This is a genomic window from Paenibacillus cisolokensis, assembly GCF_050481165.1.
GTDB lineage: Bacteria > Bacillota > Bacilli > Paenibacillales > Paenibacillaceae > Paenibacillus_AH > Paenibacillus_AH cisolokensis.
Window position 1 is genome coordinate 25,741 of the sequence record NZ_JBCNFP010000040.1, and the last position, 25,908, is coordinate 51,648.

A 25,908-nucleotide genomic window follows, 5' to 3' on the forward strand; every position below is an offset into this window, starting at 1 on the left:
ACCTTTGATAATCATTTACGGGTCCCGGAACTCGTTGGGCGCAAGGCCGTAATGTTTTTTGAACATTTTGCTGAAATACTGCGGGTTCTGGTAGCCGAGCTCGGCGGTAATTTCATAGATTTTTTTGTTCGTATGCTTGAGCAGATAAAGCGCGCGTTCCATGCGCATCCGGATAATATAGTCGCCCAGACTCTCTCCCGTTTCCGCCTTGTATATTTTGGACAAGTAGACGGGATGGAGATAGACGCGATCGGCAATCGTCTTCACCGAGGTCTCCCCGCCCAAGTCCCTCGACACCAGTTCCTGCACTTTCGACACAATATAACTGCGCGCATGCTTGTCGCTTGCGGACAGTTCGCGCCTCAGCTTCTCCAGCATGCCGGCTGCCCATGCCCGCAGCTTGCCGACGGAAAGCACGATTCCCGGGTCGGCCAGCAGATCAAGTCCCGCATGATCGATCTGGTGCATATAGTGTCCCTGCTTGTGCACGACGTACATGAAGGCATTGCTTACCGAAAAATACACTTCGTACAAATGCTCCCGCGAATCGCCGCTCTTCTCCAGTTCGTCGAATACTTCCGCGATCTTCCGTCCCGCCGCATCCCATTGCTTCGATTCGAGCAGATGAATGAGCGTCGGCGGCTTGTAGAGCGCATCGAGCGATCTGGCGGTTCGCCGGTCATGCGCCGCATCCTCCAGGAAGACGGTTCCCTCTCCCTCCGTTGTGCCGATGGCGCCGAGCCCGGCACGATATGCGGCGGAGACGTCGTCCGGGAACGTGAACCATTCCGTGATAACAAGCGAAATGTCGCCTTTCAAATAATTTTCGACGTGCCGCCTGAACAGTCTGACCGCTTCCTCCAGTTCCGCGCGGCGCGCCTTCTCGAACGACTGCTCCTGCAAGAGCCGCTTCTCCGTTTCCGGCTTGAGCGAAGCGATCAGCACGAGACAATCGTGCGGCGCCTTGCCATGCCATACATCGTACTGCCCGCCGAACACCTCTTCGGCGATGTTGCCGACGGCATATTCCATCAACGATATCGAATGATGATCCATCTCCGCGAAGCGGCGGCCAAGCTGAATGAGCATCATTACCGCCGAATCCTCGATGCGCAGCGGAATCTCATACAAGGCGAGTTTTTCGCCAGACGCCTTGGCGGAAAGACGGCGGCCAAGCAGCAAGTCGCGCAGCAGGCTTGAGCGCAGCACGGCAATATCGGCTTTGCGGTAATAGACCAGCTTGTTGAACTTCTCTGCCTGTTCCCACTCGTCCTTGAGCGATTCGATCGCATTCGTCAGACTGACAACGAATTCGTCGTCATCGACCGGTTTCAGAATATAATCGAAGGCTTGAAGCTGGATCGCCCTCTTCGCGTACTCGAAATCCGAGTGGCCGGTCAGCAGCATGCAGCGGACGTTAGGCCACTGCTGCGCCACCTTCTCGATCAGCTGCAGCCCGCTCATATCCGGCATGCGGATGTCGGTCACCAGAATGTCGACCGGCTGCCGCTCCATCAGCAGCAGCGCTTCCGCAGCGGAAGACGCCTGAATGACTTGGCGAATGCCCAGCTCGGCCCAGGGAATCGTCTTGGCCAGACTTTCCGTAACGTAGGTTTCGTCGTCCACCAGCATAATATCGATCATTTCTTCTCCTCCCCGACGTTCGTCATACCGTTTGCCGGATAATTCGTTTCGCCGTTCGTCGCCGCATCCTCTCTCGCTTCGTACGGCCAGTACAGCGTCGCCTTCAAGCCGCCGAGCGGCGAGGCGGCGAAGGAAAGTCCCGCCTGTCCGCCGAAGCGAAGCTGCATCCGCTGATGGACATTCCAGACGCCGCAGCCCATCTCCCGGTCCATCGGCTTCGACAGCTTGTACTGCAATACCAGCATCGCTTCCACGCTCATCCCTTTGCCGTTGTCCTCCACGACGATTCGCATGCCGTCTTCCCCGCAATGGCCCGTAATCCGAATGAAACCGGCGGCGGCTTGCGGTTCTATGCCATGCAGCACGGCGTTCTCGACGAGCGGCTGGATGACAAGCGGCGGGATATCCGCCTTCTTCATACGCTCCGGCACATTCACTTCGAAGCGCAGACGCGGCATCCGCATGTTCTGAATGTCCAGATAGCTCGTGACGAAGCCGATCTCTTCCGACAGCTTGACCAGGTCGCGCTCCTGCCGGGTCGTGTACCGGTAATATTTGGCCAGCCTTTGCGACATTTCCACGACAGCCTTGTTGTTGTTCAGCTTCGCCATGCTGGAGATGAAGGAGAAGCAATTGTAGAAGAAGTGCGGATTGATCTGCGATTGCAGCTGTTTCAGCCGAGCTTCCCGGACATGGATCTTCTCCAAGTACACATGCTGGAACAGCTCCTGAATCTGCATCACCATCGAATTGAAACGGTCGAACACGAAGCTGAACTCGGTGCGCCCCTTGGGCACCATGCGAACGGAATAGTCGCCGTTCTTCAGCTTCTGGAAGCCGACGACAAGCCGCTTCAACGGCACCTGCACCTGTGCGTACATCAAATAGGCGGCCAGACAGCTCATAAGCAGCAGCCCGGCGACGGAGAAGGTGAACAGTTCGTTCGACTTGCGGATCGGGCGTACGATGTCGGAGAGCGGCATGAAGTCGACCAGATGCCAGCCGGTCGAGCGGGACTTCACCGCGTTCACAAGATATTTCTCGCCATCGAGCTCGACCGTCCGGCTCTCGATGTCGTGAAGCTCGCCGCGCTCCAGCTCCGCGATGATCCGGTCGGCCAGATCGCGGTCGGCCGTCCGGTTGTAGATCGCGCCGATCCCCTGGCGATAGTAAACCGGCTCCCGCCGTCCGTCGCTTTTGAACCGGTCGAGCATATCGACAATATTCGTACTGTCGAATCGCACCTCGATAATGAGATTGGCATCCTCCGGCCGTTTGTAGGTCGCGTAAGGCGAAACCGTGAACCAGGAGAACTGATACCGTCCCGCAGTCTCTCCTTCCAGCTCCTTCACTTGCCAGCCGGGCTTCAGCCTCCGCTTTAATTCCCACGTATCGTAATGCCGGGCATCCGCGACGGATACGACACGGTTTAAGGAGGGCGAATAGATGAACAGCTCGCTGTCCCAGTTCGACGAGTTCTCCTGAATGCTCAGTTTCGTCTGGATTCGCTTGACGAGCGTAATCGTATCGAGATTCAAATACTCGCTGGCGAGAAATACGTCCTTGAAGCTGGAGATGTCGGGATCGTGCATGAGCAGATTCGGCCACAGCGTCAAAAGATCGATCTGCGTGTTCACCTGATGTTGGAAAAAGGTCAGCTGTTCCGTGTTCGACTTGTTCAGCTCCGTTCCGAGTACTTGCGTACTTGTCTTGTTGGAATAGTAATAAAGCGCCATGATCGGTACGAGCATGACGACGATGAGCGTTACCATTTTCGTAAACAAATTGATTCTCGGCATCATCCCGCCGCCACCTTTATTTGTCGAATAGTGCCGTGATCGTAATCGTATTGTAAAGAGCATGCGTCGGAAAAAGCAAGCGCTATCATTTTTCGGCCATCGGCGTGTGGCCTCCCCCTCTCATCGTCACATGGCCGCCCGGGCGGCACAACGTCACAATGGCAACATTTCGGCAGTTTTGGCAATGTGGTAAAAAAAATCGCCTCATGTCTGGCGACAAGCCAGCATGAGGCGATAAGCCGGACAGCCGTTTGACCGTTCCGGCGTTTCGCAAGATTGGTTCCATGCATTTCGGTTCAGGAGTCTCATACGCCCCATTGCCTGCGGGCTTCTTCCATCGTAACCGTCTTGCCTTTCGTCCAGGCGTAATGCCCTTTCGGATTGCTGCCGACCCAGCGCTCGTCCGCAGGCTCCGACCGCAGCTGATATCGGGTATCGACGCTGAGACGGAAGCGGTTGGTCTGATTGGTGAGCGAGCCGTGCATCGTATACATGCCGAATATGACGGCATCTCCGGCCCGATATTCCGCTGTCGCCCATCGTCCTCCATACGTCTCGATCAGCTCCAGAGGATCGGTGGTGAACCACCCGGTCACCTTGTCTTTATCGACGTCCATTTGACCGTACGTCTCGCGCAGCCGATTCAGATGGCCGGAACCGGCCAGAATGGCGAGACCGCCCATCTCATACGGGATGTCGCCGAGCGGCGTCCACATCGTGTACAAATTTTTCGTGCCCCGGCCCATATAAACGATATCGTAATGCGCTCCGGTGAAGTCGCCGTGTCCGACCGCCCGCACCCATTTGTAATCGAACGTCATCGTTTCACCGCCCAGGAGCCGGTCGAAGAACGCGAACGTCCCCGGCGAATGGACCAGATCGAGCAACTGCTGCGGCTGATCGTGGCTGCCCTGGAACGACGTCCCCTTGTTATCCGGCCCGATGACCGCCTCCTCCGGCGGCGTACCGGGCGCAAGTCTGCCCCGCTCCGCCAGCCTGCCGATGAACGCCTCGCGGGCGGCGAGCACATGGCCGCGTTCGTGAAATCCCCGGATGAACAAATACCCGTCTTCTTTCAATCTTTCCCGCAGCGCTATCGTATCGTTCAAAATGTCGTTCGACTCCCGCTGCTCCGTCATGTACGGGCCGTCCGTATCCCATTCTCTTTCGCCGATCTTCACTTTCGCCATTCGCTCCGCCTCCCGGTGATCATACTTGATCTTGCTTGATCCGAGTGTACCGGACAGCGGCGGCGAAGTCTTTATTCAAATCGCTATGCCTTTTAACCGAAACGCCCCGGCTTATGCCGGCATGAAGAAAGGTTGCCCGCCCGGGTTGTCCTGTTCCTGCGGCTTGACGCGAAAATCCGCTACTCGTTGCCCTGCTGCCTCCTCCGCCAATCGGAAGGGGCCATCCCGGCAAACTTCTGGAACCAGGCGCTGAAGGAATGGACGCCCGCAAAGCCGACTTGCGCCGCGATCGATTGGATCGAACGGTCGGTGGCGCGCAGCAGCCACCGTGCTTCTTCCAGCCGGCATTGCTGCTGATAAGGCTTGGGCGCAAGGCCGAACATCTCCTTGAACAGCGCCCGATAGGCCGATTCCGACAAGCCGCATTGGCGGGCCAGCGCGGCAATGGGAAGATCGCTTGCCAGATTGGAACGGATATAATCGGCGGAAGCGGCTACCGACATGTTGTCCGCGCCGTTCCGATGCTGTTGAAGCATGAAGAGAAGAAGCAGCTCGACCCAGGTCGCGAGAAATCGCTCCTCCTCGATCAACGGCCGGGAAATCGTACGCAGCCACTGCCGGAACAGCGTTTCGTACTGCTCCAGCATAACGGGCGGAAGCCGGCGGATCGCCGGGCGGTCTCCGCATCCGAGCCGGCGGACAAGCCGCGATGTTTCACGGGGCATCCCGGATACCTCCAGCACGCCGAAACGAATGGCCGTCTCCGAACGGTAAGTATGGGGCAGCCGTTCGGGAATCAGCACGACATGACCGGGACCGATCGCTCTTTCCTCGCCATCCCATTGAAACACGCCTCTTCCCTCCAGGACGACCGACATTTCGAACGTGCCATGCTCGTGCATCGCCATCTCCCAGCCTGCCGGATGGGCGGCTATACCGGAATGGACACGTACAGGCATCCGCCTCTTCCTCCTCTCGTTTCGTTTGTCAGCTTGCGCACCTCCCGCCTTTTTCGCGCTCCGGACGCAAGAAGATACAAGCCCCGGTTCAACCGGGGCTTGGCAGTTGCCTTTCTTGCGCCAGGCAAGCGTTACGCCGCCGGGCTTTATCCCCGCTACTGCGCCCGGCGTTCGCTCGCCTTCGCTTTGTCCGATTCGCCGGCGTTCCTGCACGCCGCTTCACGGTCAAGACGCATCTCCTCGATCGTCTTCACCTTCAGCCTTGCGGCGCCTTCGTATTGGCGGGTCGGGATGAGGTTGCCCGACGCAAGCCGCTCCTTCGCTTGCGCGATCGCGTCCTTATACTGCGGCAGCCACTGCTCCTGGGCGACGAGCATCTCGTCGACCATCTGCCATATTTCCTTCGGATTGCATACCGCGCCGGTCAGCGGGTCCATCATCATCGCCTGGCGCAGCAGCCGGTCGTCGCCGCGAACGGCCGCTTCCACCGCCAGCCGCTGCACCGCTATGCTGGCGTTGCAGACGGCCGCGCAGCCGAGCGGCAGATCGCCGACATGCGGCATGTTGATGCCGTTGCGGTCGACATAGCCCGGCGCTTCGATGACGGCATCGTCCGGCAGATTGGAAATAATGCCGTTGTTCACCACGTTGAAATGTCCGCGATACGTCCGCCCGGTTTCCAAGCCTTCGATAATGTACGAACCGTGTTCTTCGCCGCGGTTTTCCGGCTTGTAGACGATGGCCGGACTTTTCATCCAGTTCGGGAAATCCGTTTCGAACCAGTTGCGCCCTTCGGTGCAGACGCGCAAATAACCGCCGGTTTCGCCGTTGATCCAGCTGCCGAGATCGATCCAGTCCCGGATTTCCTCCGGACGCTTCCGGTACCATGGCACGTACTCGCTCAAGTGGCCGTTCGACTCCGTGCTGTAATAGCCGAAGCGGCGCAGCATATCGATGCGAACCTTCTCCGTTTTGCTGAATTCGGGATGGTTTTCGAACGCCTCCAGCAGCTTGCCGGTCATATCCGCGCCTTTATGCTTCACCTGGATATACCAGGTCTGGTGGTTGATACCGGCGCAAATAATATCGACCTCCTGCTTGGGCAGCCCTAGCGCCGCCGCGATTTGCCAATGGCCGCCCTGCACGCCGTGACAGAGGCCGACCGTCCGGACGCCGCCGTACTTGTTGCACGCCCAGGTCAGCATCGCCATCGGATTCGCATAATTGAGCAGCAGGCAATCCGGCGCCGCCACCTCGCGGATATCCCGGCAGATGTTCAGCATTTCGGCGATGCCGCGCTGGCCGTACATAATGCCGCCGGCGCACAGCGTATCGCCGACGCATTGGTCGATGCCGTATTTCAATGGGATTTCCACATCGGTGCGGAACGCCTCAAGTCCGCCGATGCGCACGACGCAAAAAATATATTTGGCGTCCCGCAGCGCTTCGCGCCGGTCGAGCGTCGGCTCGATTTCGATGGCAAGCCCGTTCTCCCGGATATCCCGCTGGCACAGCTGGGTCACCATATCCAGATTATGCGCGTTAATGTCCGTAAACGCGACGCGGATGTTCCGGAATTCCGGAACGGACAGCAAATCCCGGAGCAGGCCCCGCGTAAAACCGATGCTTCCCGCCCCTATGAACGCGACCTTGAAAGACATGCATTTATCGCCTCCTGCGCTTGTATCGTACGGATTCGTACCCTACCCGAAGTGTAGCAGCACAAGGATTGGAAGCGTCATCAAAATTGTCACTTTATCCGTTCCGCCACGTAAGAAATCCGAACTTTTCGCTCGCCTGCTAGCGCACGAACATTTCCCGGGACTGCCGGAACGCCGCCGGCGACTGGCCGACCCGCTTCTTGAACAGCGCGCTGAAATATTCCCGGCTGTTGATCCCGATATATTCCGGAATGTCGGCCACCGGCAGATCGGTGCGGCTAAGCAGCATTTTCGCCTTCTCGATACGCAGCTCCGTCAAATAGTCCGTCAGCGTCCTGCCCATCCGCTCCCGAAAAATGCGCTGCAAATATCCGGGATGCAAGCTGACGAAGGCGGCAATATCCCGGATTTGAATGTCGCGGTCGTAGTTTTGGCGGATAAAGCGGATCGCTTGGGAAACGTACGGATCGTACGATTTCCCGTCATGCTCGGCCTGCCTGGCCAGCCTGGCCACGCGAATGAGCAGCTCGCTCATCTGCAGCTGGACCATCCAGCCGTCCTCGCGCCCCGTCTCGTCAAGCTCCAGGACGAGGCTTTTCAAATTATGGTACACGTCGTTCGTATCCCGAAGCACGATATACGGACGTCGTCCGGCCAGCATCTCCCCGAGCGCCCGTTCCGCAGCGGCCGCTGCCCGCAGCGTCGGAACCGCTCCGGTCTGCGGCGCGAACGCGAATTCCACGTTGAGCATCCGGCTCGGCGAATCGTCGCCGACGAGCAGCCGGTGGCGAACCTCCGCGTCGAGCAGGATGAAATCGCCCTTGCGCAGCCGGAACGTCTCCGTCCCGCTCTCCGTCTCGGTTTCCACCGTGCAGCGGCCGGATATGACATACATCATTTCCGCCGTCGGATGCGAATGGAACGGCATCTTGAACCCGTTCCACTGCTTGTAATAATAGGCGTCGATTCGGAACCGGTAATCCCCGTCCGTCCATTCGGGATCGTACAGGCTTACTGCCTTCATCGGCCATCCTCCCCGATTGCGACTTGTTGCTATCATCTTATCGGAGCGGCGTGCATCCTTCAATCGCCCGTCTGCCGCCGCCAATACCGGTCGTGCGGATACCGGTACGTCGCCGGCTCCTTCGGTTCTGCGATGGCGAAAGCGCCGTCCGGGCGATACTCGTACGGTTTCTCCCCCGCGCTGTACGCCATCCGCTTGCGCCGTTCGATGCAGGCGAGCAGCACCTGCTGCTTGCAGCTCAAATATTCGAGCGTGTGCGGTCCGAACGCCGCCTCGATCTCACCGGGACGAAACTCGCAATATACCGTTCGCCGCAACGGATTGCCGTCTCCCGCCGGCGAGCCGTGCAGCACTTCAATGTTGTGAAAAATGACATCCCCCGGATTCATCGGCACCGGAATTGCATCCGACGTATCAAAACCGGGTCTAGCGCACCGCTCCCGCGCCCGGTCCGCAGACCACCGGTTGCTTCCGGGAATGACCCACAGACAGGTCCGGAGATCGGCTTCGTCCAAATAAAAATCGACGTTGAAGATCGGACGCGGGTCGGTGCAGCCTTCCGGCACGGCCGCATCGCGATGCCAGTCGACCGCGATCCCTTCGTCCGGCGCCTTCAGCACCATCGAGTCCCAGGTCGGGATGAAGTTGCGCCCCTGCAGTTTCTCCACCGACCGAAGGATAAACGGATGTCCGAGCAGCGCCTTCATCGGATCGCTCTTGTCGATGACGTACTCGATCCGCCTCAACACGCGCCCGCCGCTCTTGCCGCCTTTGCCGTACATATAATCGGGATCGTCCGCGACGCCGGCCATCCCTTTCTCGTACAATTTCATCATGTCCGCCTGCACGAGCTTCAGCTCTTCGCCGGCCAGCACATTTCGAATGACCAGAAATCCGTTCTCCACAAAATATTGCGCCTGTTCGTCGGTAATGACCTCCTGCTGCCGGGCATCCGCGACAAGCATATGCGTCTGACGCGCCGTCATGAGCCTCTCTCCCTTCGAAAATGCATTCGAAAACGCAAATGTACCGCCTTGTCGTATCCAGTATACGGGCTATCGAGCACGATGTATTTAGCATGAACCAACAATTCGGTTGCCGAAATCACTTTTCGGATTGACGCGGCGACTTGCTATCCTTTAATTTGTAAGCGTATGCAAAAATAAAGAAGGAGGGTGACAGGCATGTCGGACCGTCTTCCCCTGCCCGGCTCCGAAGAAGCGGGCGAAACGACGGAAGAATGCGGGTTCCCGCCGTATATTACGCTCGCCCATCTGTTCAACGCGCCGGCCGGATGGGAAATTCGCACCCGGGCGCTCTCCATGCACCAGTTCCAATATGTGAAAGAGGGCGCGGCGGAATACGTCGTCGACGGCAAAAGCTATACGACGAGAAAAGGTGATCTTATATACCATGCCCCCTATGTCCCCCATGCCGTCCGCACGATAGAAGGAGAGCCTTATTTGTGCATCTCGATCCTTTTTCATTTCGGCTCCTTGCGCATCTCTCCGGAGTTGCTGGGCCTTAGCAGCGGATACGTCGGCAATTATGCGGGACATCCCGTCGAGGGCTGGCTGTCGCGCCTGATCGCCCATTACCATCAGCCAGGCGCCCACAACCGGATGCTGTGCCAGGGACTGCTGCTGCAGACGATTGCCGAGCTTGACGCCTCCCGTTCGGGACGGAACGCAACCCCGGTGCAGGAGAAGACGAAAGCGAAGATCGTGCTCGTCCGCAACTACATTCTCCGGCATTACGGCCGGAATATCCGGCATGAGGAGCTTGAACGGGTTTCGGGACTGAGCCGAAATTACATGATCGTGAAGTTCCGGCACATTTACGGAATGACGCCGTTTGAATATTTGACGTTCGTGCGGGTCGAGAAAGCGAAGGAGCTGGCCGTTCAGACGAATCTGTCCGTCGGCGAAATCGCGCGGCTTGTCGGGTACAGCGACGTTCATACATTCGGGCGAATGTTCAAAAATAAAACGGGGACGAGCATCAGCCAATTCTGCTCGTCCCTGGTCACCTGACCGGCCGCGGCCTGAACGCTATGGCCGCGCCGCCAGTTCATGGTACGCTTTCAGCATCGTATACCGGTCGCGCAAAAGATGCGCTTCCCGCAGGCTGGCGTCCAGCAGCCTGGCGTCCACGCCAAGCTGCGCCGGGTCGGCCGGTCCGCCGACCTTGCGCAGCAGCTCGCGCAGACGTTCGGGCGGCGGAATATCCGCTGCCAGCTTGCGAATCGCCTCCCACTGTTCGCCGATCGCCGCCAGCTTGCCGCCGTCTCCGTTCCCCAGCTCGTCGGCGTTGCGCTGAAGCGCTGCCGCAAACGGGTTGTCCCGCACGATGCGATGGTACAGGCCGGAAATTTCCGCGCAGGCGACGCCGACTTTGGCGCCGTGCAGCAGTTGCTTGCGGCCCAGGCGCAAATATTCCATCTCCCAATAATGGGACAGATGATGCTCCGCGCCCGAAGCCGGATGCGACTGCCCGAAGATGAGCATCGCCAGCCCCGATTGAATGAGCGCATTCATCAGCGTGCGAATGCCTTCCTCCGTCCGCTGCGCAATCGCATCCGCATGCTCCACGCAAGCTTGCAGCGCCCCGGCCGTCAGTTCCGCCGCCGCCGGGCAGTAAGGCTCGCCCGCGATGCGGGCGGAGAACGACCAGTCGAACAGCGACGTGTACTTGCCGAGCATGTCGCCGAACCCGGCCGCGACCATCGGCTGCGGCGCGGACGCCAGCACCGTCAGATCGGCGAATATGGCCACAGGGGCGGACGCCGGAACGGTCACTTTGCGGCCCCGGACGATGACCGGCGCGCCCTTCGACGTGAAACCGTCCACCGACGGCGCCGTCGGCACCGACAGAAACGGCTTGTTCATATGGTACGCGACGAAGCGGACGATATCGTGCAGGGTGCCGGAGCCGGCTGCGATCAGCAGATCGGTCGATTCGGGCGACACGTCCAGCAAGACCTGCACGATGGACCGTTCGTCGGCGACGACATCCCCTTGTTCGTCGGGCCGGACAAGGACGTTGCGGCATCGGATGCCGGCCGCTTCCAGCCGTTCTGCAACCGTGCGTCCGGCCGCTTCGAATGTCTGACTGTCGGCCACAAGCACGATGTCCCGGTATCCTTCGGCCTTAAGGTACGGCGCGATTTTCTGCAATGCCCCGGCTTCCACGACGATCGGCTTCATGACGACCGGCTCGTGCCGCCCGCAGCTGCAGCGAGCCGCGGCTTCCATCACGGTTTGCACCAGGTGTTCCATATTGCCGATCCCCTCCATCCCAAGCTTTCTTCTCTTTTTTTCAAAACGGTCTCTTTCGCTTCGACGCTAAACCAATGCATTCCTTTATGTCCATTTTCTACTTCATCATAGATGAAAGGAACGGAAACGACAACCGGGGATTGAAGCGCCGTTATTCGATAGCCGACCGTATGGGATGTGCCGTTAAATATTCGTCTCCGCATGACAGATATCGGTGCTTTCGACCTGAATCGCGCAGTGGCGGATGCCGAATCGCTCTTCCACGAGCGCAAGCGCCTGCTGCAGCACGCGCTGGCCGTCCGTTTCTTCCCCGATGCGCATATGGCAGGTTAACGAATCAAGCCCCGACGTAATCGTCCAGATATGAAGGTCGTGGACGTCTTGAACCCCGTCGATCCGTTCGAGCTCGCGCTTTACGGCTTCGGGATCTGCCGAGTCCGGCGCTCCTTCCATCAGGACGTGAACGGTACGGGACATCATCCCCCAAGCGCTCTTCAAGATCAGCAGCGACACCGCCGCCGATATGATCGGGTCCGCGATATACCATCCGAACGCATACATCAGCAATCCGGCCGCTATCGCCCCGACCGAGCCGAGCGCGTCGCCGAGCACATGAAGATAGGCGCTTTTCACGTTCAGATTGTCCTTGACGTCGCCTTGGCGCATCAGAAACCACGCGCTGGCCAGATTGGCCATAAGCCCGATGGCGGCGACGAGCACCATCGAGCCGCTTGCCACCGCGGGCGGATCGAACAACCTGCCGTATGCCTCCCACATGATGAAGCCTGCGACGAGAAACAGCGTCGCGCCGTTCAAGAGCGCGGCCAATATTTCGAACCGGTGGTAGCCGAACGTCTTGCCCGGCGACGCGGCTTTGGCCGCCATTCCGATCGCTGCGAGACTGAGCGCCAGCGAGCCGGCGTCGCTCAGCATATGTCCGCTGTCCGACAGCAGTGCCAGGCTGTTCGTCACGAGCCCGCCGACGAATTCCAGCAGCATGATGACGGACGTGATGGCCAGCGCGATCGTCAGGCCCTTCTTGTTCCCCGCCCTTGCAAGGCTGTGATGATCGTGATGATCGTGATGGCCGTGGCCATGGCGGTGCGGCGTGTGTTGCTGATGCGGCGCGCGCTTACCGTCATGCGCATGGTGATGCGGCGCGTGCTTACTGTCGTGCGCATGTAGATGCGGCGCGCGCTTGCCGTTGTGCGCATGTTGATGCGGCGCATGCTTGCCTTCGTGCGTATGGAGATGACGATCCCTTCCGTGCATCGTTGATCGCCCCTTTCGAATTGAATATTAATATATGAACAACTATTCATATATTAATTATTCCTTGATCCGGTATTTTTGTCAAGTGCCGCAACGACCATAAAAGCCCGCCCCGGCGCAAACCGGGGCAGGCGGATGGAGCCGCCCTATTGGCGTTGTGCGGACTTATTCCACCGCAATCGATAATGACGAGGTGCGGGACACGCCGCCCGCCTCGACCGTCGCGGAAATGACCGCCGTCCCTATGTTATGCGCCTTCAGCCGGCCTTTGCCGTCGACGTTGGCGATATTCGGACGATCGCTTTTCCACTTGATCTTGACGCCGGTCAAATCGGCGTCGCTGCCGTCCGCGTAAGTCCCTGTCGCCTGCAGATGGACGGTTTCATTTTTGCGCAATACCGTCTTGGAGGAAATGATAGCCGTGTCCGCCAAATAGAGCTGCTCGCGGGAAAGCGGGATGACGATCGGCTGGCCTGCGGCGACGTCGTAGACGAAGCCCTCGTTCAGATCCGTCGCGCTGGCGTATGACCGAATGAGCGTCAAGTCCCCGAGATCCAGTTCGTACCGGCCGCCGTCAAGCGGTGCGACGCCCCGGATCTCGTAAGCCGCGTTGCGCACCCCGTCGTTTTGGACATAGACGAACCGACCGACAAGCTCGTTCGGGTCCGTGCCTTGCAAATCGAGCTGAACCTGGAGTTTGTTGTCGACCGAAAGCTCCCGGGTGAAATCGGCGACCGTTCCTTGCAGCCGGGCCGTGCCGGCGCTGGCGTACGGCGTGCCTTCCTTGCCGATGAATGCGCCGTCGTGAATATAAGTGAACGCGGGTATTTCGTCTTTCTCGGCATAGACGCCGAACGAGCCCTGGAAGCGGATTTTGCCGTCGATCACATATGCGGCTTCCGGATTGAGCGAGCTGACGATATAGTCGGCGCGTCCGTTCGCAAGCCGCACCTTGACCGCCCGCACCCCGTCTTCGTCCGATACGGGGGCGCCTTCCGCGGTCGTCACGGCCGCTTCCTCGATGCCGCTGACGAAACGAGCGTCTTTATACGGCTCGATGACCGAGGTGAACGTGCTGTCCAATTGGTCGCCGCTGCGGCGCACGATGACGTACTTGACGCTTTCCGGATTGCCGGGCTTGTTCTGCGGGGGCACGCCGTCCGCGAGGGCGACTTCGTCGGCGTCGCCGAGCATCGTCAGGCGCACGTGCACGTCGTCGTCGCCCGGCGTCGCGTTCCACGTGTCGACGATATCGTAATCGACGCTGAACGCGCCGTCCGGCTGATCGTCGCGCTGCACGTTTTTCAACCAGTGGAATCCCGGTCCCGTATAGCCGCTTCCGGTGACGCTGTCGTCCGCCGGGCGCTGCCCGAACGGCACATCGGGGCCGGCATAGGTGCCCGTCGGCTGCGCGGTCAGATCGAGCCCTTCGGTCGTGACGGCCCCTTCGGCCGCGTGAAAGCTGAAGTGATGCTCGCTGCCGCCTTTGACGCGGAAGAAATCGACCGCATACGAATGTTCGCCGTCGGCCTTGACAAGCGCCGACGTCCGCCTGTACCGTTCCGTCTGCGGGTAAGCGCCGGGCGCTTCGACGTCGATCAGCTTCACCATCCCGCCGTCGTCATAGTGGAGCGGCTTGCCGTCCCACGCTGCCGACTGCTTCTGCCTGTCGACTATGACCGTATTGTGGCTGATCGTATTTTGCACCCATTCGAAGCGGTTGACGTCGGTGGCGTTCGCTTGCTCGGGATAGCCGAGATCCGGCATCAGATCGAGACCGAAGCCGTACAGGCCGAGATTGAGCGCGTCGCGGTGGCCGTGGCCGCTGGTGCGGCCGTAATACATCCACAAGGCGCGTCTCGTATCCGAGCCGCCGTCCGCTGCGCCGTCCCGAAGCGCGGCGAGCCCGTAACCGGTCAAATTGGCGCTGTCCAGATCGAGCGGCCCGTATTCCGCGATTACCGCTTCGATATCGCGGGCGACCTTGTCCGGATCGGCGGTGTACACGTCCGAATGGATGCCCTCCGCCGTATTGCCGTTGAGGATATAGGCAAGCTGCGCGAAGACGGGATCTCCGAACTTCTCGAACGCTTTGATCGACTGGGCTTTGTCGACCATCATGCCGGGCTGGCCGGTCGTTCCGCTGTCCCCGATCGAAGGCGTATATTTGCCGAGCATGATGAGCGGGTACATCGCCTGGAACATTTTGCGGAACTTCACATTCCGGTACAGGTCGGCTGCCGGGTATTTGTCATAGCCGTCCAGCGCGTCCGCCACCGACAGATAGCTGCCAATCCAGAGCCGGTTGTAGCCCGGCGCCGCCTCGTTGCCGTGACCGTCGCGGTCGATGTCGTTCACGAGGCTGAACAGCACATTCCCCCCGGTGACCCGGCGCGGAATCGTGTTCACGAACGAGCCCGGCTGAAAGACGAAATCGAGCCAATATTTCGTTTCCGGCAGCGTATCGTGGACGACGGCCGCCATCGCGACGGCGCTCTGGTGGAACCCGTTATTGCCGCGAATCTGGTCCCAGTACATGCCCGGCGCGACCTGCCGCAATATGCCGTCTTCGATGTTGCGGCGGATCCCGGCGCCGCTCTGCTTGAGCGGCAAGCCGTATTGCTGTCCTTTGTCCTGCAAAAACGCGATGACCTCGGGATCGTCGAAGGCGGTAAAGAAGGCATCGTAAGCGGTAATAAACATTTTGACGAGCGAGGTTTCCCATATCGAACCGACGATTTTGCCGTCGCCCGTTCCGCCGTGGGAATTGACGTATATCGCGTTGCTGAATTCGGCGACATCCATCGACGGATAGACGTCTGCAATGCGGTCGAGCAAGACGGCCCCCGCTTTGGCGTACTTCTCGTCACCGGTATAAATATAAGCGTTCTGCAGACTGTTCAGCGCCGAATAAATGACGGCCGTCCCGCCATACCAGGAAAACCAGTGGGCGTAATAGGCGACGAACGTGTACCGCCTGTTCGTTTCCGGGTCGACCCAGCCGTATCCGTCGTCCACACCCCAGGTCGGACCTTTCTCCGGATACAGCGTGTTGACCAGCAGGCTGCGGTCGGCCAGCGCCGGATCGAAATTGCCGTGCGCATCGAGTCCGCTCTCGTAATAGGCGGCAAAATCGTTCGTCGGGAACTTGTAGCCGCTGGCGGGATCAACGATTTTCCACGGCTCGTTCAGCGGATCGGCCTGCCACGGATAGTTGCCGTAGCTCTTCAGATCGCCGGAAACCGGGCTGAAGTTGCCGGTCAGCTGGTTCGTATTGTAGCTGCGCGGAATCGCCTGGGTCGGCACGAGGCGCCACAGCCCTTCGTAGCCGAGGGCGACATACTCGTCCGCCTTGGCCAGCACGCTGTCCCGCATGTCAGCCGCCCAATCGTATTGCTGCACGTTCTGCCGGGCCGCAGCCAGCTTCTCGTCGGTAAAGAACGTCCGGCGCTGCTTGCTGTTCGTTACCGCATCCAGATCGGTCAGCGTCAGCCGGGCCGGATACATCGACGTCCCCGTTCCGTTGCCGGCGGCATTGCCCGCGTGTTTCACCGTCAGCGTTAACGTATGGACGCCTTCGTCGAGGGGCAGCTGCCCGATATATTGATCGGGACGCGGATATTGCCCCGTCACGCTGTAAAAACCGTACCGCCCGGCCGCCACCCCGTCGACGCTCACTTCGGCGGTGCCGCCGTCGGTAGCGGTCATGCCGCCGAGCTTGAGCATATACGTGCCTGCGCGGGGGACGTGAAATTCGAAGGTTCGCGCATTCTCCGTCAACGTCGATGCGATTTTGACGCCGCTGGCGGCATTCGTCACCCGCGGAGCCGCGTCCGGATCGCCGACAAGCGTAACCGCAGGCTCGCCCGGGGGAACGCTGCCGAACCGGTATACCGTCGTGTCCGGCATCGTAAAGTCCGCCCCCGGCAGCTCGGCCGAGGCGGTCCCGGACGATACGGCCGGTTGAACGGTGGCCGTCAGTACAAAGCAGATCACAATGCAAAGCGAACGTCGAAACGATAAGCTCACAATTCTTCCCTCCCGTTATGGAATAGATGATGCAACGGAAACATGAGTCGATTCTCGATGCGCTCGCCACAGCTTTACAAAACCTTTGAAAACGAGCGGGTGCCTGCCGTCACCTCCCCGAACGAAATGAAAAAACATAAACATGTATCATACCTGTTTCTAAGATGTACAAAACCATTATAGCGTGCGTCCGCTCCATTGGCTAGTCTTAATGCGCAAACGACAAGGCTGCCGGCACACTTGGACCGGCAGCCTTGTCGTTGCTCGTTATTGCCCGCTTTCATAGGCTTCGCTCACTTCCTTCAATATTTCGTCTCCGCCTTGCTCCCGCCATTTGCGCGACAGCTCTTCGATCCCCGTATCGATATCTTTTTTCCCGCTCAGCATATCCAGGAAATATTGATTGTAAATGTCGTTCAATACGGAGCTGTACCGAATTTCCGCTTCGGTCTTCTTGTTGACGAGATTCGGCATAATATATTGGGAAGCGAGCTGCACGGATTGCTGCGCCCGCTCCCGCTGAGGCTCGATCAGCGGCAAATAATTTTCGTCGATCGGCCAGGTGACGTTTCCCCAAGCCAGCGGATGGGCCCAGCCGTTGGCGGCGAATCCGTCCTTTTCCCGCTCCGCCTCGTTGTACACGATTTGATCGCCTTCTCCGGTGTAGTGAATGCCCTCGATACCTAGCTGCAGCAGATCGCGGCCTTCCTTCGAGAGCAGAAACTCGATCAGCTCGGCAGCTTTTTCGGGATGCTTCGAAGCGCTCGTAATCGATGTCAGCAGTCCGCCTTTCGGCTTGACCGGCATGCCCCGCTTGCCGTCCGGTCCGGCCGGCGGCGCCGTCCAGCCCAATTTCCCTTCCGGGTTCACTTTCTGCAGTCCGCCCTCGATTCTGCTCACATGTCTGAAAAGCGGCCCTTCCATAAATCCGATTTTCCCCTGGAAAAATTTCTGTTCTTTCATCGGCCGGTCGTTCACCATAAACTCCGGTTCGATCAGCTTCTCCTCCATCAATTTCCGCAAGTACGCCATCCCTTGCCGGAAGGCGGGATGTTCGAAAATCGGAATGACCTTGCCCTGCTCGTCCAGCGCCCAGTCGGCATACGGCAAGCCGTACGCGAAGAAGACGAATTGAAATGCATTGAACGTCTCTCCGGGATTCGGTTTGTTCGTCGAAAATCCGTATGTATCGTCCTTGCCGTTGCCGTCGGGGTCCTGCGTCGTTACCGCCTTCAAGGCTTCGTAAAATTCGTCCAGCGTCGTCGGAGGCTCAATGCCCAGCTTCTCCAGCCAATCCGCTCTGAATTGATCGTATAATTGGATTTGTCGGTTTGACTAATGAACGGATACCCGTAATATTTGCCGTCTATCGCCGTCCACTGCAGTCCGTTTTCCAGCTTTTGCTTCACCGTGGGCATCGCATCCAGATAATCATCAATCGGGATCATGATGCCTTCGCTGATCCATTGGGAGACGGATTCGGCCGGAAACTTCGTCGTCACGACGTCGGGCAAATCGCCGGATGCAAACGCCGCGTTGATTTTGTCCACCGCTCCTTCCGGAACGATCTGCACGTTCAATCGGATGCCGAGCCGATTGTTGATTTCCGCAATAATCCGGTCGCCCGGCTGCAGCGGTTTGGCCGCCTGGTCGCCTGTCGTCAAATAAGTCAGTTCGACGATGCCCTCCTCGTTCCCGCCCGAAATCCCGCCCCCTTTGCCCGAGCATGACGCCAGCAAAATCGCCGCCGCAACCATCATCCACCACACCGACTTTTTCATCTCATTATCGCCTCCCGAAAAGTTTAGGCCTTAAGCCGCTCCGCTGTCATTCTTTCACAGCCCCGAGCAATGCGCCCTTGGCGAAATATTTTTGAAAGAACGGATAGACGAGCATGACAGGGATCGTCGCGATCATGACCGTGGCCATCTTAATGGCCGGACCCAGCAGAAAAGGACTGTCCCCGCCGCCTGAATAAGCCGATTCATTTTCAAACAGCATGCCTCTGAGAAACAACTGCAACGGCCACAAATTTTTGTCGGTGATATAGAATACGGCGTGAAAAAACTCATTCCAGTGGGCGACGGCATAAAACAGGGCGATCGTCGCAATCCCGGGCATGGACAGCGGGATCACGATCCGGAACAGCACCCCCAGTTCGTTGCACCCGTCTATTTTGGCCGAATCTTCCAGACCGGCGGGAATGGAGCCGAAAAAACTTCTCATCACGATCAGGTTGTACGTATTCAGAGCGTTCGGGATCATGAGCGCCCACAGCGAATTCATCAGGCCCAAATTTTTAATGATGATGTAAGTGGGGATGATGCCGCCGCTGAACAGCATCGTAAACAAAATGAGAAACATGATGACCCGGTGGCCCTTCAGTTCGGTTTTCGACAGCGCATATGCGGCCAGTATCGTCAAAATCATATTGATAAGCGTACCGACAGCGGTTATCGTAATCGTGACCGAGTACGACTTCCACAGCTCTCCCATGGACAGCAAATAGGCGTAAGCTTCGAACGTAACGGTTTCAGGCCACAGATGAACGCTCGACTTCAAATATTCGCCCATCGGAATAATCGACACGATCAGCGTATCCCAGAACGGATACAAGGTGAGAAAGCCGAGAAGAGCGAGAAAGATATAGTTGGCCGTATCGAACACCAGACTGGCAGCGCCTCTTGGTCTCATCTGCGCATCCCTCCTAATAGACACCTTGTTCGCCCATCATTCTGGCCAGCTTGTTGGCGATAAGCAGCAGCGCGAAATTGATCATCGACTTGAACAGCCCGACCGCCGCCGCCAGACTGAATCTTCCTTCCGACAGACCTGTCCGGTAAACGTACGTATCGATGATGTCCGCCACCGAATAGACGCCCGGGTGGTACAGCACGAAAATTTGCTCGAAGCCGGCTTCCATGATGCCGCCCAGCATGAGAATAAGCAAAATGATAATCGTGTTGCGAATACACGGCAGCGTAATATGAAGCATGCGGCGCCATCGGTTCGCCCCGTCGATCATCGCGGCCTCGTACAAATGCGGACTTACGCCCGCCAATGCCGCCATATAGATGATGGAATTCCAGCCGAACTCCTTCCAGATCATCGAAAAGACGAGCGTTTGGCGAAATACCGATTCATCGCTCATAAATCCGACGGGCGTTCCGCCCAAGGCGCGAATCACGTTGTTGACGACTCCGTTGTCGATCGTCAACAAGTTGACCATCAAGCCTCCGAGAATGACCCACGAGATGAAGTGAGGGAGATAAATGACGGTTTGCACGGTTTTCTTGAACACCGCCAGCCGTACTTCATTCAGAAGCAGCGCGACGATCAGCGGAAAAGGGAACCCGAAAACGAGCCGGTTCAGGCTGATGATAATCGTATTGCCGATCACCTGCCAAAACTTGTCCAGTGAAAATAAATATTCGAAATGCCGAAATCCCGCCCACGAACTTCCGATGATCCCTTTCGTAATATTGAAATCTTTAAACGCAATGATCGCCCCGTACAACGGAAGATAATGAAAAATGGCATAGTATGCGATCGCCGGCACAATCATCAAATACAAGTACCGGCGACGCCAGACATATCCCCACCAGGACATCGTTTCGCTCCCCTCCTAAAACAAAAAAAGACACAGGCAGCATGGCAAGCTGCGGCTGTGTCTCCAGTAAACCGGTCGACGGAATATGATAGTTTTTTATTAATCCGATTTGATTACAATGAATTATATTACGTCATCCGCGGCAAATGTCAACACAAAAATTTTTTGAAAAAAGTATTGACGCCAAAAGTTCGCAAAAGTATGATGTGATTAATTCTATATATCCGAGTTGTTTAATGTGATTTAACGTGTGTTGACTAGACCACTAGAGACGCCATGTCCGGCAGGAATCTTTCGGCCGAGTATGGCGTTTTTTCGTTGGCGGTCGGTCCGGGGTACGGGTAAACGGCCCGTTAGTCCGCTTTGTTCGCCGGAATCGGGTCTTTACTATAATTTTGTATGGGAGGTATTTTTTATGAGCGAAACTGCTGTGAACGATCGAGGCGCATTACCGTTCAGCATTCACCCTGTGGCCGGCAGAATCGGCGCGGAAATCAGGGGCATCCGTCTTTCGGCGGATTTGCCGGCTGCGGAATTGAACAAGATTCGGGAAGCATTGCTGAAATATAAAGTGTTGTTTTTCCGCGGACAGCATCATCTGGACGACGCATCGCAGGAAGCATTCGCCCGGCTGTTCGGCGAGCCGATCGCCCACCCGACAGTGCCTGTCAGACAGGGAACGGATTATATTATGGAGCTCGATTCGTCTCATGGCGGAGGACGCGCGGATTCCTGGCATACGGATGTCACGTTCATCGACGCTTACCCCAAGGCATCCATTCTCCGGGCGGTTGTCGTTCCCGAAGCAGGCGGCGATACCGTCTGGGCCAATACTGCAGCCGCCTACGAGCATCTCCCTCCCAGTCTGCGCAGCTTGGCCGACGGACTGTGGGCGCTGCACACGAACGATTACGATTATGCGGCGCGCCATTTGCAGCCGTCGGAAGATGCGCTGCGCCGGCACAAGGAAGTATTCGCTTCGACGATATACGAGACCGAGCATCCGGTGGTGCGGGTCCATCCGGAAACCGGGGAACGAACATTGGTGCTCGGCCACTTTGTAAAACGGATTTTAGGTTTGCCGCAAGCCGATTCGGCCCGGCTTTATGCCATTCTGCAGGATTATGTTACCCGATTGGAAAATACGGTCCGCTGGCATTGGGAAGTCGGCGATGTCGTCATATGGGACAATCGGGCCACCCAGCACTATGCGATCAACGATTACGGCAACCAGCATCGCGTCGTGCGCAGAGTCACCATTGTCGGCGAGGTGCCCGTCAGCATCGACGGCAAGCGCAGCGTAAGCCGCACGCCGAAGCCGCATGTTATCGAAGAAAAAGGCGCCTGACGGCGCCCCGGTTCGTACGAGGATAAAGCATCCCGTTTCTCCTGTGCCGGAGAAACGGGATGCGGAGATGAAGGTATCCGGTTCAGCCGTACAGCGGTCCGAGCTGGGCGCAGGCGCGATAGTCGGCCGATTCGGGATCGGACGTGCCGAAGGCCGACCACAGGCTCGGGCGGAAGATGCGGTCAGCGGATACGTTATGCATGCTGACCGGAATGCGCAGCATGGCGGCGAGCGTGATCAGATCCGCGCCGATATGCCCGTAGCTGAGCGCACAATGGTTCGAGCCCCAGGTCGCCATGACGGAATAGACGTCGCGGAACGCGCCTGTTCCGGTCAAGTTCGGCACGAACCATGTCGTCGGCCACGTCGGATCGGTCCGCTTGTCGAGCGCATCATGGATGTCCTCCGGCAGATCGACCGTATAGCCTTCGGCCAGTTGCAGCACAGGGCCCAGACCGTGAATCAGATTGATGCGGGCCATCGTCACCGGCATGCCGCCTTTGGTCAGGAAATCGGTGGAGAAGCCGCCTCCGCGGAAGAAATCGACCGCCGGGCACCATTTCGTCGCCTTCAGACACGCCTCGACTTCATGCTCCTCAATTTCCCAGAACGGCTTCATCGCCGGTTCGCCGTTCTTCGTCATGCAGCCGGTGCCGTCGAGCGCGGCCGGTCCGGAGTTGATCAGATGAATGACGCCGCCGGCGGCGCGCCCTTCGAGCTGTTTGCCCGTTACCCGCTTGACCGCCTCAGGACTCCAGTATGTGCGCACGTCGGCGAAAATTTGCGCCGCGTCGGTCAGCAGATGCCCGAACAGCATCGTAACCGCGTTCAACGTATCGTTTTCGGTAGATAAAATGTAAGGCTCCCGAATGCCGTTCCAGTCGAAGGAGGAAGACAGAATCGCTTCCATGAAGTCGCCTGTCGGGAAATGGTCGGTCCACTGGCGCTGTCCCTGGAAGCCTGCGGCGATCGCGTTGCGGCCGAGCGCCTCCTCGCCGTAGCCCATCTCGGCCAGCTTCGGGTTGCCGACCATCAGGTCGCGGGCGATCAGCGCCATTTTGACAACCGTTTCCCAATCCCGCTCTTTCTGCTCGTCGCTCCGCTTCAGATGCGGCGAATTGACGTCCTGGCCCGGCTGGCAGTTCGCTTTCGCCCATGCCAGCGCACGTTCGAATTCCTCGGCATCATAGATGCCGCGCTCGATGCGGCGGACGAACTCCGACATGTCGACGTATTCGTTGCGCATGCCGAGGTACCGCTGGAAGAACGGTTCGTCGGCGATGCATCCCGCGATGCCCATCGACACGGAGCCGAGGGACAGGTAAGATTTGCCCTTCATCGTGGCGACGGCAAGCGCCGCCTTGGCAAAGCGCAGCAGCTTCTCCTCCACGTCGGCCGGAATCGTCGTATCGCCCATATCCTGCACATCGCGGCCGTAGATGCTGAAGGTTGGCAGCCCTTTCTGGTTATGGGCCGAATTCGCGGCCGCCAGATAGACGGCGCCGGGCCGTTCCGTGCCGTTAAATCCCCAGATCGCTTTGGGCATCGTCGGATGCGTGTCGATCGTCTCCAGCGGGTAACACCAGGACGGCGTTACCGAGATGGACACGCCGACGCCTTCCCGCTCGAACTTGGCCGCCGTCTGCGCCGCCTCCGCAACGCCGCCGATGCAGGTGTCGGCCACGACGCATTCCACCGGCAAGCCGTTCGAGTGGCGCAGCCGCGAAGAGAGCAGCTCCGCGACGGCGCGCGCCATGTTCATCGTTACCTCTTCCAGCGATTCCCGGATTCCGCCTCTGCGCCCGTCCACGATCGGACGAATGCCGATCTTGGGCATGTCGCCGACAAGCCGATTGCCAATATGCTTCTTGATCATAGTCGCAACCTCCAAACCATGGATTAGGATTGATATGTTAACGATTACACAAGAGGGATGGCGAAGTGGCGAACGACCGGGTCTGGACTGCCGATACAGATGCCGGCCTGGAAGCCGGTGCAGAAGCCGGCGCGGAAAGCCGACTCAGATGTCGACACAGATGCCGGCGTCGCAGCCGGGGCCAGGACAGCCGGCGCACAAGCCGGCGTCGTAGCCGGGGCCGGGACTGCCGACTCAGAAGCCGACACAGATGCCGGCGTAGAAGACGGCGCGAAAAGCCGTCCGCATGACGCTTCGCCCCGCACCTTTCTCCGCAATCGCTCCGCCTTGTGTTACCGTTTACATCAAAGCGCTGCCAAATGGCTTTTCAGCCACTCGGCCTTTCGTTGCATCATGCCGCTCTTCAGCGGGAAGCCGTCTCGAGCGCCGGCATAATTACCCGCTGCACGGGCTCGCCCTCCGCTCCGCCTTCCAGACGGCTGACGACGATGTCCGCCGCCGCTTCGCCGATTTGGTCGGGATGCTGGCGGATGACCGACAGCCGGTTTTCGAACAGCGGGGCGGCGTCCAGCTCCCCGAACGATACGACTTCAAGCGCGTCAAGCGGCAGGCCGCGCTGCTTCATCGCGAGATAGAAGCCGTAGGTCATCTCGTTATTGAACGAGAACACGGCAAGCGGCGGCTCGTTCATACCGAGAAAATAATGCCCCGCTTCCATACCCGCACGCCGGGTGTAGTCGCCTTCGTACCACAGCGCGGGATCGGACGGACAGCCTGCCCGTTCCAACGCCCGCTTCACGCCGGCCGCACGTTCGCGCGACGTGCTCGTGCTTCGCGGTCCGGTAATGATCCCGAAGCGGGGGCCGTACTTGCCGAGCAGATGGGCCGCCGCTTCGTCCGCGGCGCCCGCGTTGTCGTCGGTTACGGCATCGGCGCGAATCCCGTCGATCGTCCGGTCGATCAGCACGACCGTTCGGCCGGCTTCGATCATCCGGGCGACCGCGTCGGCATTGCCGCCGGTGCCCGCCAGAATGACCGCTTCGGTCCGCATTTCCTGCAGCACGCGAATCGCCTCGCGCTCGCGTTCGGCGTCCTCGTCGCAATCCATATAGAACAGCCGGTATCCGTGCGCGAGCAGACGCCGCTGAATCGTACGCGCCACAGCCATAAAATAGGGATTGGTCATGTCCGGCAGCACCATGCCGACCGTCCTTGTCCGCTCCTGCTTCAGGCTGCGGGCCAGCGCGTTCGGCTGATAATTGAGCCGCTTGACGACGGCCAATACCTGCTGCCGCACTTCATGGCTGACGTAACCGTTCCGGTTCAGCACCCGGGATACGGTGGCGGTCGACACGCCGGCTTCGCGGGCTACGTCCTTGATCGTTATCGATTGCATCACAATCTGCCTTTCGGTTCTGTCGCCTGTAGGATAACGTTTACACATTCACAATAACACGCCTTCGCGATTTCCGCAACCGTCATTTCACCGTGCCACGCGCTCCGGTTATAAATCCGCAACCGTTATATCGCTATGCTCGGCGCTCCGGTTATATATCCGCAAACCGTCATTTCACCGACGCCCGTCTCTCGCGGTCATGAAAACGAAAGCCGCCCGGTGCGCGACCGCGGCGGCTGTCCGTCCCGTTACGAGTTGGCGTAACGCTCGTATTGTCCTTTCTTGATTTCGAGATAGCGCTCGGCGCCCATCTGATTCAGCGTCTTGACATAATCGTCCCACTGCGCGCCGTTGATATCCCATTCGCCGGTGACGAATTTGACGCGGGCTTCCGAGATGTACTGGTTGATGTCCGTCAAAATCGGGATCAGCTCCGCGCTTTCCTCGGCGGACGGCATGAATCTCGGCCAGCGCTCGGCCGTCGCGTATTTCTCGGCGTCCTCCGGCGTCTGGCGGAATTCGTCCATCATCGTCATCCCTTTGACGGTGCGGCGCATTTCGGCATCCGGCTCCAGGTACGGGTAATAGCCGCCGTACACGTTGTCGACGTACTGCAGCGCGCCGAGCTGCTGGCCGCCTTCGTAATTGGCGATTTCATCGATATATTTCGGCTTGCCGTCGACGATATTGTAGGTTACGCCTTCCTTGCCGAAAAATCCGAAGTTCGCCCCTTCCTCCCCGTACCAGAAGTCGATCCATTTGATCGTCCGCTCCGGATTTTTGTTTTTGTCGGTGATCATGAACCTGAATTTCGAAAGTGCG

Annotated in this window: 19 protein-coding genes; 2 read left to right on the top strand and 17 right to left on the bottom strand. The window is 58.7% G+C overall.

All coding sequences use genetic code 11. The annotated features are described in order from the left end of the window. Positions 1 to 15 precede the first annotated feature (15 nt). From ABEV74_RS07435 to ABEV74_RS07465, 7 genes are all read right to left on the bottom strand, one after another. Complete coding sequence (locus ABEV74_RS07435; RefSeq protein WP_430144767.1) at positions 16 to 1,644, bottom strand: response regulator; 1,629 nt, start codon at positions 1,642 to 1,644, stop codon at positions 16 to 18. After that, positions 1,641 to 3,443, bottom strand: coding sequence for a sensor histidine kinase (locus ABEV74_RS07440; RefSeq protein ID WP_430144806.1), 1,803 nt, complete (start codon positions 3,441 to 3,443; stop codon positions 1,641 to 1,643). Before ABEV74_RS07440 ends, ABEV74_RS07435 begins: the two co-directional genes overlap by 4 nt. 305 nt (positions 3,444 to 3,748) lie before the next feature. After that, the gene (locus ABEV74_RS07445) at positions 3,749 to 4,633 is read right to left on the bottom strand and encodes a phytanoyl-CoA dioxygenase family protein (protein ID WP_430144770.1); all 885 of its coding nucleotides are present in this window, start codon (positions 4,631 to 4,633) and stop codon (positions 3,749 to 3,751) included. 179 nt (positions 4,634 to 4,812) lie between these two features. Next, entirely contained in the window at positions 4,813 to 5,592 is a 780-nt protein-coding gene (locus tag ABEV74_RS07450) for a helix-turn-helix domain-containing protein (RefSeq protein WP_062494561.1), read from the bottom strand. Positions 5,593 to 5,747: 155 nt separating this feature from the next. Beyond that, entirely contained in the window at positions 5,748 to 7,253 is a 1,506-nt protein-coding gene (melA, locus tag ABEV74_RS07455) for an alpha-glucosidase/alpha-galactosidase (RefSeq protein ID WP_430144773.1), read from the bottom strand. A gap of 139 nt (positions 7,254 to 7,392) precedes the next feature. Next, entirely contained in the window at positions 7,393 to 8,277 is an 885-nt protein-coding gene (locus ABEV74_RS07460) for an AraC family transcriptional regulator (RefSeq protein ID WP_062494565.1), read from the bottom strand. 59 nt (positions 8,278 to 8,336) lie between these two features. Beyond that, positions 8,337 to 9,263, bottom strand: a complete 927-nt coding sequence (locus ABEV74_RS07465; RefSeq protein ID WP_430144775.1) for a phytanoyl-CoA dioxygenase family protein — start codon at positions 9,261 to 9,263, stop codon at positions 8,337 to 8,339. 198 nt (positions 9,264 to 9,461) lie between these two features. On the opposite strand from ABEV74_RS07465, the gene ABEV74_RS07470 reads away from it, so the two are divergent. Further along, complete coding sequence (locus ABEV74_RS07470) at positions 9,462 to 10,310, top strand: AraC family transcriptional regulator (protein WP_430144778.1); 849 nt, start codon at positions 9,462 to 9,464, stop codon at positions 10,308 to 10,310. A gap of 18 nt (positions 10,311 to 10,328) precedes the next feature. Here the strand turns inward: ABEV74_RS07470 and ABEV74_RS07475 are convergent, their stop codons facing one another. The 7 genes from ABEV74_RS07475 to ABEV74_RS07505 all read right to left on the bottom strand — a co-directional run bounded on the left by ABEV74_RS07475 (position 10,329) and on the right by ABEV74_RS07505 (position 20,466). Beyond that, positions 10,329 to 11,555 carry a sn-glycerol-1-phosphate dehydrogenase gene (locus tag ABEV74_RS07475; RefSeq protein ID WP_430144780.1) on the bottom strand — a complete coding sequence of 409 codons (1,227 nt, stop codon included), beginning with the start codon at positions 11,553 to 11,555 and terminating at the stop codon, positions 10,329 to 10,331. 183 nt (positions 11,556 to 11,738) lie between these two features. Further along, positions 11,739 to 12,827 carry a cation diffusion facilitator family transporter gene (locus tag ABEV74_RS07480; RefSeq protein WP_430144782.1) on the bottom strand — a complete coding sequence of 363 codons (1,089 nt, stop codon included), beginning with the start codon at positions 12,825 to 12,827 and terminating at the stop codon, positions 11,739 to 11,741. A gap of 165 nt (positions 12,828 to 12,992) precedes the next feature. Next, on the bottom strand, positions 12,993 to 16,856 hold the full coding sequence (locus tag ABEV74_RS07485) for an Ig-like domain-containing protein (RefSeq protein WP_430144784.1): 3,864 nt from the start codon (positions 16,854 to 16,856) through the stop codon (positions 12,993 to 12,995). A gap of 267 nt (positions 16,857 to 17,123) precedes the next feature. Beyond that, on the bottom strand, positions 17,124 to 18,179 hold the full coding sequence (locus ABEV74_RS07490; protein WP_430144808.1) for an extracellular solute-binding protein: 1,056 nt from the start codon (positions 18,177 to 18,179) through the stop codon (positions 17,124 to 17,126). Continuing rightward, positions 18,089 to 18,637, bottom strand: coding sequence for an extracellular solute-binding protein (locus ABEV74_RS07495; RefSeq protein ID WP_430144786.1), 549 nt, complete (start codon positions 18,635 to 18,637; stop codon positions 18,089 to 18,091). Before ABEV74_RS07495 ends, ABEV74_RS07490 begins: the two co-directional genes overlap by 91 nt. Positions 18,638 to 18,683: 46 nt before the next feature. After that, a complete protein-coding gene (locus tag ABEV74_RS07500; RefSeq protein ID WP_430144788.1) occupies positions 18,684 to 19,550 on the bottom strand; it encodes a carbohydrate ABC transporter permease in 867 nt (288 codons plus the stop codon). A 13-nt stretch (positions 19,551 to 19,563) separates the two neighbouring features. Further along, positions 19,564 to 20,466 (bottom strand): ABC transporter permease, encoded by a 903-nt coding sequence (locus tag ABEV74_RS07505; RefSeq protein ID WP_430144790.1) that lies wholly within the window; start codon positions 20,464 to 20,466, stop codon positions 19,564 to 19,566. Positions 20,467 to 20,881: 415 nt separating this feature from the next. On the opposite strand from ABEV74_RS07505, the gene ABEV74_RS07510 reads away from it, so the two are divergent. Continuing rightward, positions 20,882 to 21,814 carry a TauD/TfdA dioxygenase family protein gene (locus ABEV74_RS07510; RefSeq protein ID WP_430144793.1) on the top strand — a complete coding sequence of 311 codons (933 nt, stop codon included), beginning with the start codon at positions 20,882 to 20,884 and terminating at the stop codon, positions 21,812 to 21,814. 82 nt (positions 21,815 to 21,896) lie between these two features. On the opposite strand, the gene ABEV74_RS07515 is transcribed toward ABEV74_RS07510, so the two are convergent. The 3 genes from ABEV74_RS07515 to ABEV74_RS07525 all read right to left on the bottom strand — a co-directional run. Beyond that, positions 21,897 to 23,690 carry an L-fucose isomerase gene (locus ABEV74_RS07515; protein WP_430144796.1) on the bottom strand — a complete coding sequence of 598 codons (1,794 nt, stop codon included), beginning with the start codon at positions 23,688 to 23,690 and terminating at the stop codon, positions 21,897 to 21,899. A 403-nt stretch (positions 23,691 to 24,093) separates the two neighbouring features. Beyond that, positions 24,094 to 25,086 (bottom strand): LacI family DNA-binding transcriptional regulator, encoded by a 993-nt coding sequence (locus ABEV74_RS07520; protein WP_062494588.1) that lies wholly within the window; start codon positions 25,084 to 25,086, stop codon positions 24,094 to 24,096. A 248-nt stretch (positions 25,087 to 25,334) separates the two neighbouring features. Further along, positions 25,335 to 25,908, bottom strand: a 574-nt coding sequence (locus ABEV74_RS07525; protein ID WP_488168581.1) for a type 2 periplasmic-binding domain-containing protein, incomplete at its 5' end; no start/stop codon positions are given.

What these genes read in the sequence shown, in the direction of transcription:
- ABEV74_RS07460 (WP_062494565.1), bottom strand. Translation starts at nt 8,277, where the DNA reads ATGAAGGCAGTAAGCCTGTACGATCCCGAATGGACGGACGGGGATTAC.
- ABEV74_RS07440 (WP_430144806.1), bottom strand. Translation starts at nt 3,443, where the DNA reads ATGCCGAGAATCAATTTGTTTACGAAAATGGTAACGCTCATCGTCGTC.
- ABEV74_RS07465 (WP_430144775.1), bottom strand. Translation starts at nt 9,263, where the DNA reads ATGACGGCGCGTCAGACGCATATGCTTGTCGCGGATGCCCGGCAGCAG.
- ABEV74_RS07515 (WP_430144796.1), bottom strand. Translation starts at nt 23,690, where the DNA reads ATGATCAAGAAGCATATTGGCAATCGGCTTGTCGGCGACATGCCCAAG.
- ABEV74_RS07510 (WP_430144793.1), top strand. Translation starts at nt 20,882, where the DNA reads ATGAGCGAAACTGCTGTGAACGATCGAGGCGCATTACCGTTCAGCATT.
- ABEV74_RS07500 (WP_430144788.1), bottom strand. Translation starts at nt 19,550, where the DNA reads ATGAGACCAAGAGGCGCTGCCAGTCTGGTGTTCGATACGGCCAACTAT.
- melA (WP_430144773.1), bottom strand. Translation starts at nt 7,253, where the DNA reads ATGTCTTTCAAGGTCGCGTTCATAGGGGCGGGAAGCATCGGTTTTACG.
- ABEV74_RS07470 (WP_430144778.1), top strand. Translation starts at nt 9,462, where the DNA reads ATGTCGGACCGTCTTCCCCTGCCCGGCTCCGAAGAAGCGGGCGAAACG.
- ABEV74_RS07520 (WP_062494588.1), bottom strand. Translation starts at nt 25,086, where the DNA reads ATGCAATCGATAACGATCAAGGACGTAGCCCGCGAAGCCGGCGTGTCG.
- ABEV74_RS07435 (WP_430144767.1), bottom strand. Translation starts at nt 1,644, where the DNA reads ATGATCGATATTATGCTGGTGGACGACGAAACCTACGTTACGGAAAGT.
- ABEV74_RS07480 (WP_430144782.1), bottom strand. Translation starts at nt 12,827, where the DNA reads ATGCACGGAAGGGATCGTCATCTCCATACGCACGAAGGCAAGCATGCG.
- ABEV74_RS07505 (WP_430144790.1), bottom strand. Translation starts at nt 20,466, where the DNA reads ATGTCCTGGTGGGGATATGTCTGGCGTCGCCGGTACTTGTATTTGATG.
- ABEV74_RS07475 (WP_430144780.1), bottom strand. Translation starts at nt 11,555, where the DNA reads ATGGAACACCTGGTGCAAACCGTGATGGAAGCCGCGGCTCGCTGCAGC.
- ABEV74_RS07495 (WP_430144786.1), bottom strand. Translation starts at nt 18,637, where the DNA reads ATGAAAAAGTCGGTGTGGTGGATGATGGTTGCGGCGGCGATTTTGCTG.
- ABEV74_RS07450 (WP_062494561.1), bottom strand. Translation starts at nt 5,592, where the DNA reads ATGCCTGTACGTGTCCATTCCGGTATAGCCGCCCATCCGGCAGGCTGG.
- ABEV74_RS07445 (WP_430144770.1), bottom strand. Translation starts at nt 4,633, where the DNA reads ATGGCGAAAGTGAAGATCGGCGAAAGAGAATGGGATACGGACGGCCCG.